Origin of the sequence: Fluoribacter gormanii, assembly GCF_900156395.1 — a bacterium.
In the GTDB taxonomy this organism is placed as follows: domain Bacteria; phylum Pseudomonadota; class Gammaproteobacteria; order Legionellales; family Legionellaceae; genus Legionella; species Legionella gormanii.
Window position 1 is genome coordinate 45,798 of record NZ_FTNL01000012.1, and the last position, 15,028, is coordinate 60,825.

The following is a 15,028-nucleotide window of genomic DNA, read 5'->3' on the forward strand; positions in this document are numbered from 1 at the left end:
TGTTCCAATAGGAATGTCTACTTTTTAAAGAGCGGTTACTTTTTTAGGATTATAAATTGTAGCCTGGGTGACGGTGAGAGCCAGAGCCCGGGTTTTCTTTTTTTATTTGGAATAACAGAACATTGGATGATGCATTTTTTCATCTCAGATAGCTTTGTTGCCAAAAGTTGTATTTATTTCAATTTGTGAGCTAATTTTAATGATAAGTAATGAAGAAATCGAAGAAAAATTTAAAGCCATTGATGATGTTTCTTACATCAAAGTGGAGGGGGATGGTTATCAATATCAGATAACCGTAGTCAGTGATGTTTTTTTAAATAAAACAAAGGTCGCCAGGCAGCAGTGGGTTTATGCGCAATTGAAAGAATTGATTACCACCGGCAGGCTTCATGCGATTAGCATGAAGACGTGGACAAAAGAAGAATGGGGGAAGCAACATGGATAAATTATTAATAAATGGCGGCAAGGCATTACATGGTGAAGTAGTTATTTCGGGAGCAAAAAATGCTGCTTTACCTATTATGGCTGCAAGTTTGCTTGCAAGAGATCATGTCACTATTTCCAATGTTCCTCATCTCAAAGACATAACTACCATGATGGAATTACTTGGTCAATTAGGCGCTCAATTAATTGTTGATGAAAAAATGAATGTCCAAGTGGATGCCAATCAAGTGAATGAGTTTGTTGCTCCTTATGATTTGGTTAAAACCATGCGGGCTTCAATTTTAGTGTTGGGACCTCTTCTTGCTCGATTTGGTAAAGCAGATGTGTCTTTACCCGGAGGTTGTGCCATTGGAACAAGACCTGTCGATTTGCATTTAAAAGCATTAAAAACTATGGGAGCCGATATTACCGTGAAAAATGGTTATATCAATGCTCGCTGCCGACGAGGTCGTTTGCAAGGTAAACGTTTAATGTTTGATACAGTCACTGTGACTGGTACTGAAAACATACTCATGGCCGCAACCTTGGCTGAAGGAACAACCATTATCAAAAATGCTGCTCGTGAGCCCGAAGTGGTTGATTTGGCTAATTTTCTAATTCAAATGGGTGCAAAAATTTCTGGTGCAGGAACCTCAATAATCGAAATTGAAGGTGTTGAGTCCCTTTCTGGAGGCACTTACTCTGTAATGTCTGACCGTATTGAGGCAGGAACATATTTGGCTGCAGGAGCTCTAACTCGAGGACATGTTACAGTAAAACGAGTTCGTCCTGATACGTTATTATCGCAATTATGTAAGTTTGAAGAAGCTGGGGCAGAGTTAACCATAGGTGAGGATTGGGTAAGTCTTAACATGCATAACCAACGTCCTCAAGCAGTAAATATTTCTACCGCACCGTATCCTGCTTTTGCAACAGACATGCAAGCTCAATTTATGGCGATGAACTCCGTTGCAGAGGGTTCTTCTACTATAGTCGAAACGATATTTGAAAATCGTTTTATGCACGTACAAGAATTACAACGCATGGGAGCGCAGATTCAACTTAATGGAAATACTGCAATAATTAATGGAGTTGAGAGATTAACCGGCGCCCCCGTTATGGCAACTGATCTACGTGCTTCAGCCAGTTTGATTTTAGCTGGATTAGTGGCAGACGGTGAAACCTCAGTTGAGCGTATCTATCATGTCGATAGAGGTTATGAGCGTATCGAAGAAAAATTATCTTTATTAGGCGCTGACATCAAGAGAGTTTCTGACCGGTGATTACTAAAGAAGAACTATCCTTATACCTGCACCAGCTTTTGAGCTGTGAACGATATAGTGATTATGCGCCCAATGGAATGCAAGTTGAAGGTAAAGAGCAGATTAGTCGAATTTGTACTGCAGTGACCGCTTCTGATGAGGCGATCACTCAGGCAATTGCGAGGGGGTCAGATGCTTTGTTGGTTCATCATGGCTACTTTTGGCGTGGTGAGGCACCAATGGTTACAGGGATGAAGCGTCAACGAATTTATAAACTATTGTGTAATGAATTAAATTTATTCGCGTATCATCTTCCTTTGGATTGCCATCCTGATCTGGGAAATAATGCCTGCCTGGCCAAGTTATTTGAGGTGGACTTTGTTCATATGCACCGCGCAGGAGGTACTGATAATCTGCTGTGGTCAGGAAAGTTAGCTCAAACAATGAAGCAACCAGAGTTTTCTGAATATTTAGCAAAAAAATTGCGGCGAACTCCATTGTTCATTGCTGGTAGTGAAAAACCGATCACACATATTGCTTGGTGTAGTGGAGGAGCGCAAGATTTTATCGAGGATGCATTTCGTTTAGGCGTGGATGCTTATATTAGCGGAGAAATATCTGAACGAACTTATTATCAAGCAAAAGAATTAGGTATTCATTATTATTCTTGTGGCCACCATGCTACAGAACGCTATGGAATTCAGGCTTTAGGTAATCATCTTGCTTCTCAGTTTGAGCTAGAGCATTTATTTATTGACAGTGATAATCCAATTTAGGGGCTTTAGGAAGGTATATTTGGTTCATTAAGCCTGAGGTCAAATCTAGTTTTCTACACGATTCAAACAGGTTTTGAACAAAAATAAATCAGAATTGGGGCAATGCCTATATGCACATTGTATATAGGAGCAGCACAAGAAGTATTTAATAAATTGCACAATAACTCAATGTTCATACTTCAATTACATTGATCATCAAAAATAACCATTATTTGCAATGAATGGAATTAGATGTGCTACATTTAATTAATCAATAGTGATTTACCTTATGTTACTCTTGTACCAGTAAGCGTCATAGGCTAACATGATTTAATAATCGCTAAAGGATTGTTTTAATGAGCAATTTTCGTTACTTTATGTTTTTAGTTTTTTTATTTTGTTCCTTTTTGAGTCATTCAAATGCAAATGAAAAGCACAATAAAGCTTTTCGAAATTTTTGGCATCCTACCTATCTTGGGGAGCGTTTGGATTATTGCACTTTGGATGGTAAGGAGTGTGGCAAAATCGTGGCGGATCGTTATTGCCAAATGTTAGGTTACGATTATTCGAGCGATAACGAAATTGCCTACAATATAGGATTAACACATTACCTATCAACCAGCTCAACCTGTAAAGGCTGGCGTTGTAATGGCTTTATGACAATTGTTTGTGCTACTGGATTAGCTCATATCCCTCCAAAACCTTATCATTATCGGGAAAAGAGTTTTGCTGACCCTCGCTTTAATGATTATCGCGTGGATTGGTGCTATGACCAAAAACAAGGTTGCGGCTCACGTGCCGCCAATTCGTTTTGCAGTCGTATGGGTTATATACAAGCGAAGCATTTTGTGAAAGAAACTCAGGTAAGTGCAACCAAAACAATTGGTAGTCAGGAGTTGTGTTTTGGAAATAAGTGCAATGCGTTTAAATTAATCGTGTGTTATCGATAGTGAATTATTGAACTCTTCCTCGCTTTTGGAAGAAAGAATGATGGTGCAAGGTATATAAAACTTAAGGATAAGTTTATGAGTATTAATGACAAAGTTTTTATCATTGATAATAATGAAAGTCGTGGCAACACGTTGCGTACCATACTTGATTTTATTGGTGAATCGACTGAAGTCAATAAGTATGGCGAATGGAAAATTGCTGATATTGAGCCTGATGTTGTTCTTCTGGGGGCGAGTGAAGCAATACAGGAGACAATTAATGAACTCGATGCTTTGGTAAACAAATTCCCCAAGGTTCCAGTTATTCTTGTGGGCCAAAAATTAAATAATACCCAATGCCTCTTACGCAATGTTGTTGCTTGTCAAGCATTCCCATTTACTTATGCCCAAATAATGGAGTCATTGCATCAATGTCAAATTGCTAAAGAAGCAGTCAAATCTATTATGCTCAACAATCATAAAAATCCTTTACTACGCAGTCTTGTGGGGAATAGTGTCAGTATTCGCAATGTGCGCAGATTAATAGAGCAAGTATCTGATACTGAAGCAAGTGTTCTAATTTTAGGGGAGTCTGGCACGGGTAAAGAGGTTGTAGCACGTAATATCCATTCTCTGTCTTCACGCGCTACTAAGCCTTTTATTCCTATTAACTGCGGCGCCATTCCCGGAGAGTTGCTTGAGAGTGAGTTATTTGGCCATGAGAAAGGCGCGTTTACTGGAGCGATTACCTCACGTCAGGGACGATTTGAATTAGCAAATGGCGGTACTTTATTTCTTGATGAGATAGGTGATATGCCATTACCCATGCAAGTAAAATTATTACGGGTATTACAAGAGCGTTGTTTTGAGCGAGTGGGCTCCAATAAAAGTATCGATGTGAATGTACGGATTATTGCGGCCACTCATAGAAATTTAGAGGAAGCAATTAAAGAAGGGAAGTTCAGAGAGGATTTATTTTACAGGCTTAACGTATTTCCCATAGAAATGCCTCCTTTAAGGGAACGAGCAGAGGACATTCCGTTATTATTTAATGAATTGATCTCTCGCATCGAAAGCGAAAACAGGCCTAGCGTGCGTTTAATGCCGGATGCTATGGCTACGTTAAGTCAGTATAGTTGGCCAGGTAATATCAGAGAGTTAGCTAATTTAGTAGAACGATTAACTATTTTGTTTCCTAAAGGAATTTTGAGTGAAGAAGATTTACCACAAAAGATACGGGGTGAATATAAGCCACCGCATATAGAATCTGATACATCGAGTTCTGAACGTGAAGCTTTATTAGAAGCGATGAGTCAGGAGCAAATTTCTTGTACAGAGGGCATAGACTTAAAAGAACATTTGGTAAAGACTGAGTTAGCTCTGATTAGTCAAGCTTTAAATGAATCAGATTGGGTAGTTGCTCATGCAGCAAGTTATTTGAATATGAGGCGCACTACTTTAGTTGAAAAAATGCGCAAATATGGGCTCACCCGCCCCGAACGAGTGTGAAGCGATTTTGGAATTAGCTATTTGGCAAAGTGTATGACATAGAGTATGTAAGCCCCGGGTTTCGCTACGCTTCACCCAGGCTACATTGTGATCAGTTAAACTACTTATTGTTTTGTGTCATCAGTTTTCGGTTCTTCTGGAGTTACAACTGGTTGAGTGGGCTCAGCAGAAGCACTTTCTTCAACGGTTTTTTTAGGCTTAGCCTCTTTAACAGGAGCTACATTTGTTTGCTCTGCTTTTTCCGTTTCTTCTGCTTGCTCCGCTCTATTTTCTTTATAGGACTGAACGATTTCACCAACACTTTTTTTAATATCTGTATATAACTTGCTTGTCATTGAAGCTAACTCTTTGAGATCAGGCAGTTTTGATTTAAAGTCACTCATAGCTCACTCCATTATGTAATCTAAATTAATTATATACCATTATCTGAAATTCAGCAGTTCATCCAGTATTTTGAATATTAAGGCTTTTTATTATTCATCATTATGATTGAACGGCTGAATTTAATTTGTTAACCCCAAGGGTGCATAAACCTCATTGCTGGTTTAAGCAATTTATTAGCTAGAGTAGCTTTGGGGGGGACGGTTAGTTTGAATGCTTTAAAGTGTGCAATTTTTTCAATCAGATAGTCATCGCTTGTACATAATTTATCGACGAGATGCAGGGCAAAGGCATCTTTAGCTAGCCAATGTTCTCCTGTAGAGACTTTATCTATATCCAGTTGCTCGCGATGTTCAGCCACATAATTTCTAAAAGCAGCATGTATCTTTTCAAGATCTTCCTGAGCTTTTTTCTTGCCTTTTTCAGTATTCTCACCCAACACTGTTAAAGTTCGTTTGTATTCTCCAGCAGTTAACAATTCCACATCAATATCGTGTTTTTTAAGCCAGCGATGGAAATTAGGGATTTGGGCTACTACACCTATGGAGCCAATAATCGCAAAAGGTGCCGCAATGATGTGATTCGCAACACAGGACATTAGATAACCGCCACTAGCGGCCATTTTATCAATACTCACAGTCAACGGAATATCTCTATCACGAATACGTTGGAGCTGTGACGCAGCCAATCCATAGCTATTGACTACACCACCTGGGCTATCCAGGCGCACTAAAACTTCATCTCCCGACTTCGCAATGCAAAGTATGGCCGTAATTTCTTCTCTAAGTTGTTCTACCTGGGATGCTCTGATGTCTCCATGAAAATCAAGAACATAAAGAGTTGGCTGTTCTTCTTTATTTTTTTTCTTTTTGGGTGGCTTTTTTCCAAGCACTTCTTTGTTCATTGTGGATATGATATGATCATAATGTTTATTTAAGGATGTGATTTCCAGTTTAGGTTTGGGTTTGCGGCTCATAGAAAAAAAACCTGCAAATATTATGAGAAAGGCAATTACTACAGTCACTGATTTTAAAAAAAACATACCGTATTGAGCTAAAAATTCCATTATTAACCTTTAAAAAATAAAAACAAAATTATGGCTCTCAATAAGAGAGTTCGCAAGAGCTAGTTTAAGTAATTCAAAAAGTTGAAGGAGAAGATAATATTATGCCATCTAATGAAAAATTAAGACAAAAGAAAATTGAGAGCTTACAGTATGCTGCGCTTATTTTAATTAACATTTTGGATAAGTCGATTGATAAAAATGCCATTGAAGGGATTTTTAGAATATCTGGAGCAAAACGTCTTATAGATTCTAAAATAGATGAAATTCAAAAAGGCAAAATGGATTTTGGCACCTTGAATCAGCTTGAACAAGCCGCATTACTTAAAACAGTAATACGCGAATTGCAAAATATAGGGGAACCTTTCATTAGCTATGATAAGTTTGATAATTTAAAAAAAGCAAAAGAAAAAATACATGAAACTCAACCTAAATTAGGAGAGCCTTTCAATGAAGCAAGAATAGAATATGATGATTTAATATATAATCTATTAAATGAAGGTTCAGATATTAATAAAAAAATTGCCTTTCGCTTACTTGTTCTGCTAAATAAGGTATCAACGAAGCCTACAGCAAAAATGCCTGCAACAAATTTGGCTATCGTAATGACTCCAAATATATTGAAAATTCCTTCTGAAATATCTCTTCAAAATCAGGCTTTAATTTCTTTGTCTATGAATGGGGTTTGTTCTGATTTGATTGAAAAAATTGGTGACATTAAAAAGCCAGAAATTCATTTGCAAGGTACACATTATGAAGCTCAAACAATAGATGTTTCAGAAAATAGATTCCATCTTTTCAATGCATCGAGTGACAAGTTAGATGCTGCTTATGAAGGGCTTAAAGGTGATGTATTAAAAAGCCGAATTTTGTTAAATTTTAAACAACGACTTGAAAAAGCAACTCTGGAGAATTTGGATCAAGAAGTAGATCAAATAAAAACGACTAGTGAATATAATGTTCTTGCTTCAAGTCAAGGACTTACAACCTGGGTTTTGAGCTTTTTTATGCAACGTGATACATCTTCTGTAAAAGCTTTTAGAGAGATGGTCGCAGAACGAAGAAGCGATCTGGAGTTTGAAAGAACCTTGGAAATGAAATAAAACTTGTTTTGTTTTTTAGTTCAAGTACTATTCATTTATTAAAGTGTAGCCTGAGTAGCGTAGCGGCACAGCCATTAAGTGAAGCAGTTGGACTATAGTTCATGTCCTCTCTTCGCGAGGTCGGGGATCTATTTTTAGAGGAGCTCAGAGCTTCATCTAAAATAGATTCCCGCTTTCGTGAGAATGACAAAATACTCGATTTAATGAGTTAATGGTAGAAAAGTTTAGTAGAAACGGGAATGATGAAGTTGAACTATTTCAAAGCTCCGCTATGCCTCGTTCAGGCGTTGACGCCAACCCACAGTGTATTATTGACCTATGCTTGATGTGATTAACCTTGATTTTGATTATCAAGATCAGCCTTTATTAAATAAAGTGGCTTTTCATTTGCCGTCAGGGGGATTAATTCATTTACGTGGGAGAAATGGTGCAGGCAAGACCACCTTATTGAAATTAATCGCCGGTTTATATCATCCGCATCAGGGTGAAATTCAATTTCTAGGTCGAAATATAGACCAGGACCGAGCAGAGTATCAACGAAATGTATGTTTTGTTGGTCACAAAACAGGGATTAATCCTAATTTAACTTTAAAGGAAAATTGCTTTTTTGATCTCCATTATACTTCTTCATGTTCACGTTCCACCAAGAAAGATGAATTGAATAATCTAAAAGAGTTCGCTTCGATTTTTAAACTTGAACATCATCTTGATATCCCTTGTGGTTTATTATCAGCAGGGCAGCGCAGGCAAGCTGGATTGCTACGCTTGTGGTTCTCTGATGTTAAATTATGGTTGCTTGATGAGCCTTTAGTTGCACTAGATGATACGGCTATTACACGGATTCTAGATAAAATAGCAGCTCATCGAAAGCAGGGTGGGGCTGTTTTATTGACTTCGCACCAGCAATTACCACTCAAATCCTCTGATTATGAGGAGTATTGTTTGTGAGCTCATCTTTTGCTTTATTTGCCAGACAATGCAAGCGCGAGTTGCTTATTCAGGTGCGTCAAATTCGTTTTTTAGTCAATTCATGTCTGTTTTTTTTAATGTTTCTTTTTATGTTTCCTCTTACAGTAAAGCCAGAGGTCATTTTGCTTAAAACTATAGTGCCTGGTTTAGTCTGGATGGCGATACTTTTGTCTTTATTGCTCTCTGCGGAGCGCTTATTTCAACAAGATTATGAGCATGGAGTAATTGAACAATGGATTGTTTCTGGTCAATCATTACCTTTGCTAGTTAGTGCAAAAGTAGTGGCGCACTGGTTATTTAATTTACTGCCTTTACTCGTTTTATGCCCCTTAATTGCTTTATTGTTTTCATTAAGTGTATGGGAAACGGAAGTTCTTGCTCTGACTATTATTTGCGGAACGCCCGCATTACTCTTTCTTTGTGCTTTGGCTGCTGCGTTTGGTGTCGGAGTCAACCAAAAAGGCCTTTTGATGGCTTTGATTTTATTACCATTAACCTTACCTTTACTGATTTTTGGAAGTGGAACGTTAAATATTGCCATGCAAGGTTTGCCAATTAGTGCCTATCTGGCCTTGTTATCAGCAATGTCTGTAGTTGCTGTGGGATTTTTACCTTTTGCAATTGCCGGGGTGATACGTATCAGTCATGTTGAATAGGAGCTGCTTCCCTTTCTACTATTCTAGGCAACTTGTCTTGATTATGGATTTTGCTAATAAGTGGATACGTGATAAAATCCGCTTTTTTTGATTTCAATTATTCCTATGTGGAAATTATTATACCAGCTTGCATCGCCTAAGTTATTTTATAATTTTGCTGGACGCCTTATTCCAAGTTTGGCAGTTGGTGCATTAGTTACCTTATTTGTTGGTATTATTTGGGGGCTGGCATTTACTCCCCCTGATTATCAACAAGGTGATGCGTTCCGTATTATCTATGTGCATGTTCCCAGCGCGTTTTTATCAATGATGCTCTACGCTTGGATGGGGTTTTTAGCAGTATTACTTCTGGTTTGGCGCATTAAGATAGCAGGTCTTTTAATTAATATTGTGGCTCAAGTTGGTCTTAGTATGGCTTTTCTTGCGCTGGCAACCGGAAGTATCTGGGGAAAACCCATGTGGGGCGCCTGGTGGGTTTGGGATGCTCGTTTAACTTCCGAATTAATCCTTTTATTGCTTTATGCTGCGATTTTAGCGACGCACTATGCTATAAAAAACAAAGAAGATGGAGATAAAATCATTGCCATCTTAACTTTAGTTGGGATTCTTGATTTACCAATTATTCACTATTCGGTTTATTGGTGGAATACCTTGCATCAAGGATCTACTTTGTCGGTTTTTGCAAAACCCAAAATTGATGGAAGCATGTTATATCCCTTATTGTTGACCATAGCAGGATTTTCTTTATATTGTTTATGGATCATTTTAGGGAAAGCACGCCAAGAATTATTGTTTAGGGAAAAAAGACAATCTTGGGTCAAGATTCAATTTGAAGGGGAAGGTAAATGAATCAATTTTTAGAATGGTTGGCAATGGGGGGGTATTCCATTTATGTCTGGCCAGCCTATGGTTTGGTTTGTGTTGTTTTAGTAATGAATTTATTAGGTATGAAATGGAAGGGAAAACAAACACGCCAAAAATTACAACAATGGTTTAAGCGATAAATAATGACTCCAGCACGCAAACGCAAGATAATGATTCTAGTATTTACCATGTCTATTTTATCCATTGCTGCAGCGTTGGTTTTATATGCTCTAAGACAAAATATTAGCTTGTTTTATACTCCAACCCAAGTTGTAGCTGGTGAAGCGCCACAACAGCATAATATTCGTGTGGGGGGAATGGTTAAGAACGGTTCCATTGTCCGTTCGAAAAAAAGTTTGAGTGTTACGTTTAAAATAACTGATTTTGATCAGACGATCACCGTAACTTATAAGGGGATTCTTCCTGATTTGTTTCGAGAGGGGCAGGGTGTAGTTGCTGAAGGGCAGCTGCTTGATAATCAACATTTTCGTGCCTCACAAGTATTGGCGAAACATGACGCAAATTATATGCCGCCGGAAGTGAAAGCCGCTTTATCCAAAAAGGTACCCTCATGATTGCAGAATTAGGAGTTTTTTCTTTAATTTTGGCTTTGCTTTCGTCCATAATGCTCGCATTGATTCCGCTTGTAGGGTTGCAATTAAAGCGCAGTAATTGGATGGATGCTGCAGGTACCTATGTGGTCTGTCAGTTTTTCTTTATGGCCTTGTCTTATTTTTTCCTGACCCTTTGTTTTTTAAAGAATGATTTTTCAGTAATTTATGTCGTAAGTAACTCGAGTATTTCCTTACCCTGGTTTTACAAACTCTGTGCAGTTTGGGGCGGGCATGAAGGTTCTATGTTGTTATGGGTCTGTATTCTTAGTTTTTGGATGTTGCTTGTAGCTTTTTGCAGTACGGGTCTCGATAAGGCTATGCGTACGCGTGTTTTAGTTGTTCTTGGTTGGTTAAGTATAGGCTTTATTCTGTTTTTACTGACCACCTCCAATCCTTTTTTGCGCCAATTTCAATTTTTAAATACCCAAGGCCGTGATTTGAACCCTTTATTACAAGATCCAGGGTTTCTATTTCATCCGCCAATGTTGTATATGGGGTATGTTGGTTTTTCTGTAGCTTTTGCTTTTGCGATTGCGGCACTTTGGGCCGGAAAGGTAGAAACCAGTTGGTCCAAATGGACTAGGCCATGGACCTTAGCGGCCTGGTGTTGTTTAACTGCAGGGATTACTTTAGGGAGTTGGTGGGCCTATCGTGAATTAGGTTGGGGAGGATGGTGGTTTTGGGACCCAGTGGAAAATGCCTCTTTTATGCCCTGGCTGGTAGGTACTGCTTTATTGCATTCTTTGGCAGTGACTGAGCAACGTCAGCAATTTAAAGCGTGGACGATGTTGTTGGCCATTGCAGCTTTTTCTTTAAGCTTAATTGGTACTTTCCTTGTACGTTCCGGTGTCCTCACTTCGGTTCATGCATTTGCCGTAGATCCGCAGCGTGGTTTATATATTCTAGGTTTTTTAATATGTGTTATCGGCGGCTCTCTATTATTATTTCTCTTTAGAGCACAAAGCTTACACTCAGGCAGCAACCCCAGTCCTTTTTCTCGAGAAAGTGCGTTGTTATTAAATAATGTTTTCTTAGTGGTCATTATGCTTACGGTTTTAATGGGAACAGTGTATCCGTTGCTTGTTGAAGGGTTAGGGCTAGGTAAATTATCTGTAGGTGCTCCTTATTTTAATGCAGTATTTGTTCCGTTGATGATTCCTCTCTTGTTATTGATGGGAATTGGTATTCATTTAAGATGGAATAGTGATCGTTGGCAAAATGTGTTAAGGAAACTATGGAAAACCGCATTTCTCAGTTTTTTATTTCCTTTGATTTTGTTGCTTACTACTTCCAGAGAATTTGACGTTACTGCCTTTATGGGATTGATCCTGGCGTTTTGGGTGATTTTAAGTACGATTCAGGCGGCTTACAGACGGATTTACGAGCGTGGTTTATTCCAGGTAGGGCAAGCTTATTGGGGGATGATTCTGGCGCATCTAGGTGTGGCAACTACGGTAATTGGTATTGCGGTGTCCACAGCTTATGGTGTGCAGGATGATGTGCAAATGGAGCCCGGAAAAAAAGTTACTCTGCAAGGCTATTCTATTGAGTTTATGCAGCAAGAGCCATTATCAGGCCCTAATTATAAAGGAACCAAAGCGCAATTTAAAATAAATTATCAAGGCAAGACGAAGATGATTTATCCTGAGAAACGGCTGTATACAATAGGTCAAATGCCTATGACTGAATCGGCAATTGATGTGACACCTTTTCGAGATATTTACATTGCCCTCGGTGAGCCATTAACTAATGATTCATGGTCAGTAAGACTCTATTATAAACCTTTAATTCGCTGGATTTGGGCGGGTGGATTTATGATTTTAGCGGGTGGATTTTTTGCATTGACTGACAGACGATATTATCGAAAAAGGCAGTCGGTAGCAGTTGGTGTACAGGAGTTAAAAGTATGAAAAAAATAGGATGGAAGGTGATTCCAATTACTCTTTTTTTGCTGCTTTGTGTTTTTCTGTGGCGTGGTTTATCTCTAAATCCACATGAATTACCTTCCGTTCAGTTGGGAAAGCCATTGCCTCAGTTTAGCCTGCCTCAATTGCAGGATCCGAATTCCTTTTTTAATTCCAATCAATTACGCGATCAGGTGATTTTATTAAATGTTTGGGCCAGTTGGTGCTCGGCCTGTATTGATGAGCAAGTCTTTATGTTGCAACTGGCGCGCCAAGGAATACCAATTTATGGGTTAAATTATAAAGACAAACCAAATGATGCGCTCCGATGGTTAAAACAATGGGGAAATCCCTATAAACTTATTCTCCAGGACCAAGATGGTAAGGTTGCGATTGATTTAGGAGTTTACGGGGCACCGGAGACTTTTGTGGTGGACAAGAAAGGAGTAATTCGGTATCGACATGCAGGAGTGATGACTCAAGAAGTCTGGTTAAAAGAGGTTTCGCCCTTGATAAAGCAATTGGAGCAGATCTCATGAGAATAGACCACATTTTGTTTGGATTTTTGCTTTTTCTATGTTCATCACTTTGGGCAAATAGCACTTATCCTTTGGATTCAGTTCAAAAAGAAGCTCAGTTTAATCATCTACTCAAAGATTTACGGTGTCTGGTTTGTCAAAATCAAGACTTGGCTGATTCTAATGCTGAATTAGCCAAAGACTTGCGTGCTCAAGTGTATCAAATGGTTAAAGAAGGTAAGAGTGATAGTGAAATTACAGATTATCTAACTGCTCGTTATGGCGATTTTATCCTATTCAAACCACCTGTTAAGGCGGTGACCTTTTTGCTGTGGTTTGGACCCCTTTTATTTTTATTATTAGGATTTGTTATTTTCTGGCGAACTTGTTTTAGAACTCGAGAGAAGAAGTATATTTCACTTGAACTAGGATAGTCAGTCATGGAATGGGATCTCGAACCCAAGTATTATTTAAAATGAGTGAGTTTCTTATGAATGAATGGTGGTTATTGGGATTATTAGCAGGTCTAGCAGGGTTGGCTTGTATGTTCATAATTTATCCATTCAGACGTCATTTTCTAGCTGGCGTGTTGCTGGTTCCGGCTATATTTTTGGTTGCGTTTACTGGATACTTTTATTGGGGTGGTTTTGGTGGATGGCAAGAACACATTCATCAACTTAATTCTCAGGAACAAGCTAAAAAAATGCTGAAATCAGTACAAAGTCCGCAAGAGTTAATCGATAAATTACGTGCAAAATTAGATGATACTCCCAAGAGTGCTAAAGGATGGTATCTTTTAGGGCGTTTGTATGGTAGCCAAAATAGACCGCAAAATGCTGTAGATGCCTTTGCAAAAGCATACCAATTTAATCCAGACGATGAACAATACGCTGTCAATTATGCGCATAGCCTGTGGGTCTTGAATAATCAGCAATTTACTGAACAAATTACGGAGATATTTAGTCGATTATTAAAAAATAACCCAAATCAGCCAGATGCATTAGCCATGCTTGCGATGGATGCTTTCGTGAGTCATGCTTATGAGGATGCAATAAGTTATTGGCAACGCTTGTTAAAGCTGGCGCCAGAACAATCAGAAGAAGCGAATGCAATTCGGAACGCTATTGCTAAAGCTGAAGAGCATATTAAATTAAGAGATAAAAATCTGGATTAATTGTTGAATCTGATGGGATGAAGCAACGTGCCTGAAATGAGGCACGCTGAATTTTAAGAATAGGTCAAGAGAGCAGGGATTTCAAAGTGTGCTCATGGATGGTGTATCATGGTAACCTGAATCCTTAGAATTATCCTTATTGGAAAGGAAAAATCCTCGTTTGAATCCTCCGAAAGTAGGTTTATCATCTTTCTGCTTAGTAGCAGGAGCAACAACCGAAGTTTGCTTTGTTGTAAGATCTTCTTTAGGAAGAGTATTCGCATCATGATATGCTTGTACAAAGCTTTGATGTTCTTCGTCTGAAATAATAGAATATTTTTGCAATACACCTAAAATGCTATCTAATTTACCTTCATTAATGGTTATTGAAAATTGAGCATGATAATGATCATCCTCCATTTCAAAATCATCTTGATGATATAAATAATGATCCGTATCTTCGCGATGTACAAAGCGATAAACACCTAACTCGTTTGAGCGCTGCATAAAAAAATTACGGACCTCAGCGCTAGAGCAATTCATTTTAGAGAACAATAGAAGAAAAAGTAAGCTTAATTCATCTTTTACTGGAGGTAGGCTACTTTGTTGTAGGCTAGGCTTGGGATAAACAGTCAAGGTATCATTATATAAACTTAGATTAACTTTTTTGCATAAATGGGTAAAAGCCTTAGGCATGAAAAACTCCTAATTGTTGGATGGTTCTGGTACAAAATTGCTCCAATAGCTTATTGTAAAAACATTAAGGTTTTATTAAGAAAAGTTTAAATTTGGCAAGAACCGAATTCATCTACTTATTAAAGTGGGACCTATCTGCATTAAGAAAATAATTACAAAACTGGTTATAAATCTATAATACTTTCGATACGATAGAGAACACGTTCTATTTGTAATGCAATTAATTTTA

The 15,028-nt window shown here is 38.3% G+C and carries 18 protein-coding genes; 15 read left to right on the top strand and 3 right to left on the bottom strand.

Annotated elements, in window-relative coordinates; genetic code table 11:
- Positions 1-199: 199 nt before the first annotated feature.
- From BW930_RS08975 to BW930_RS08995, 5 genes are all read left to right on the top strand, one after another.
- Positions 200-445, top strand: a complete 246-nt coding sequence (locus BW930_RS08975) for a BolA family protein (RefSeq protein WP_058468314.1) — start codon at positions 200-202, stop codon at positions 443-445.
- On the top strand, positions 438-1,706 hold the full coding sequence (gene murA / locus BW930_RS08980) for a UDP-N-acetylglucosamine 1-carboxyvinyltransferase (RefSeq protein ID WP_058468313.1): 1,269 nt from the start codon (positions 438-440) through the stop codon (positions 1,704-1,706). Before BW930_RS08975 ends, murA begins: the two co-directional genes overlap by 8 nt.
- The gene (locus BW930_RS08985) at positions 1,703-2,461 is read left to right on the top strand and encodes a Nif3-like dinuclear metal center hexameric protein (protein ID WP_058468312.1); all 759 of its coding nucleotides are present in this window, start codon (positions 1,703-1,705) and stop codon (positions 2,459-2,461) included. The genes murA and BW930_RS08985 overlap by 4 nt, the downstream gene beginning before the upstream one ends.
- Before the next feature lie 335 nt (positions 2,462-2,796).
- Positions 2,797-3,390: a hypothetical protein gene (locus tag BW930_RS08990; RefSeq protein ID WP_058468311.1), complete on the top strand. Its 594-nt coding sequence runs from the start codon at positions 2,797-2,799 to the stop codon at positions 3,388-3,390.
- Between the two features lie 75 nt (positions 3,391-3,465).
- Positions 3,466-4,878, top strand: a complete 1,413-nt coding sequence (locus tag BW930_RS08995; RefSeq protein ID WP_058468310.1) for a sigma-54 dependent transcriptional regulator — start codon at positions 3,466-3,468, stop codon at positions 4,876-4,878.
- A 104-nt stretch (positions 4,879-4,982) separates the two neighbouring features.
- On the opposite strand, the gene BW930_RS09000 is transcribed toward BW930_RS08995, so the two are convergent.
- Both BW930_RS09000 and sohB read right to left on the bottom strand, forming a co-directional pair.
- Positions 4,983-5,261, bottom strand: a complete 279-nt coding sequence (locus tag BW930_RS09000) for a hypothetical protein (protein ID WP_058468309.1) — start codon at positions 5,259-5,261, stop codon at positions 4,983-4,985.
- 128 nt (positions 5,262-5,389) lie between these two features.
- Positions 5,390-6,325, bottom strand: a complete 936-nt coding sequence (gene sohB, locus BW930_RS09005; protein WP_058468308.1) for a protease SohB — start codon at positions 6,323-6,325, stop codon at positions 5,390-5,392.
- Positions 6,326-6,426: 101 nt separating this feature from the next.
- On the opposite strand from sohB, the gene BW930_RS09010 reads away from it, so the two are divergent.
- The 10 genes from BW930_RS09010 to BW930_RS09055 all read left to right on the top strand — a co-directional run bounded on the left by BW930_RS09010 (position 6,427) and on the right by BW930_RS09055 (position 14,124).
- A complete protein-coding gene (locus BW930_RS09010; protein ID WP_058468307.1) occupies positions 6,427-7,425 on the top strand; it encodes a RhoGAP domain-containing protein in 999 nt (332 codons plus the stop codon).
- 318 nt (positions 7,426-7,743) lie between these two features.
- Positions 7,744-8,373 (top strand): heme ABC exporter ATP-binding protein CcmA, encoded by a 630-nt coding sequence (gene ccmA, locus BW930_RS09015; protein ID WP_058468306.1) that lies wholly within the window; start codon positions 7,744-7,746, stop codon positions 8,371-8,373.
- The gene (ccmB, locus tag BW930_RS09020; protein WP_058468305.1) at positions 8,370-9,050 is read left to right on the top strand and encodes a heme exporter protein CcmB; all 681 of its coding nucleotides are present in this window, start codon (positions 8,370-8,372) and stop codon (positions 9,048-9,050) included. Before ccmA ends, ccmB begins: the two co-directional genes overlap by 4 nt.
- Before the next feature lie 105 nt (positions 9,051-9,155).
- Positions 9,156-9,899, top strand: coding sequence for a heme ABC transporter permease CcmC (gene ccmC, locus BW930_RS09025; protein ID WP_058468304.1), 744 nt, complete (start codon positions 9,156-9,158; stop codon positions 9,897-9,899).
- Positions 9,896-10,054 (top strand): heme exporter protein CcmD, encoded by a 159-nt coding sequence (gene ccmD, locus BW930_RS09030; protein ID WP_058468303.1) that lies wholly within the window; start codon positions 9,896-9,898, stop codon positions 10,052-10,054. The genes ccmC and ccmD overlap by 4 nt, the downstream gene beginning before the upstream one ends.
- Before the next feature lie 3 nt (positions 10,055-10,057).
- The gene (ccmE, locus tag BW930_RS09035) at positions 10,058-10,489 is read left to right on the top strand and encodes a cytochrome c maturation protein CcmE (protein ID WP_058468302.1); all 432 of its coding nucleotides are present in this window, start codon (positions 10,058-10,060) and stop codon (positions 10,487-10,489) included.
- Positions 10,486-12,438: a heme lyase CcmF/NrfE family subunit gene (locus BW930_RS09040; protein ID WP_058468301.1), complete on the top strand. Its 1,953-nt coding sequence runs from the start codon at positions 10,486-10,488 to the stop codon at positions 12,436-12,438. Before ccmE ends, BW930_RS09040 begins: the two co-directional genes overlap by 4 nt.
- Positions 12,435-12,971 carry a DsbE family thiol:disulfide interchange protein gene (locus BW930_RS09045; protein ID WP_058468300.1) on the top strand — a complete coding sequence of 179 codons (537 nt, stop codon included), beginning with the start codon at positions 12,435-12,437 and terminating at the stop codon, positions 12,969-12,971. Before BW930_RS09040 ends, BW930_RS09045 begins: the two co-directional genes overlap by 4 nt.
- Positions 12,968-13,384, top strand: a complete 417-nt coding sequence (locus tag BW930_RS09050) for a cytochrome c-type biogenesis protein (RefSeq protein WP_058468299.1) — start codon at positions 12,968-12,970, stop codon at positions 13,382-13,384. The genes BW930_RS09045 and BW930_RS09050 overlap by 4 nt, the downstream gene beginning before the upstream one ends.
- Before the next feature lie 56 nt (positions 13,385-13,440).
- On the top strand, positions 13,441-14,124 hold the full coding sequence (locus BW930_RS09055; RefSeq protein WP_058468357.1) for a tetratricopeptide repeat protein: 684 nt from the start codon (positions 13,441-13,443) through the stop codon (positions 14,122-14,124).
- Positions 14,125-14,205: 81 nt separating this feature from the next.
- Here BW930_RS09055 and BW930_RS09060 read toward each other — a convergent pair whose 3' ends face one another.
- On the bottom strand, positions 14,206-14,799 hold the full coding sequence (locus BW930_RS09060) for a hypothetical protein (protein ID WP_058468298.1): 594 nt from the start codon (positions 14,797-14,799) through the stop codon (positions 14,206-14,208).
- Positions 14,800-15,028 lie beyond the last annotated feature (229 nt).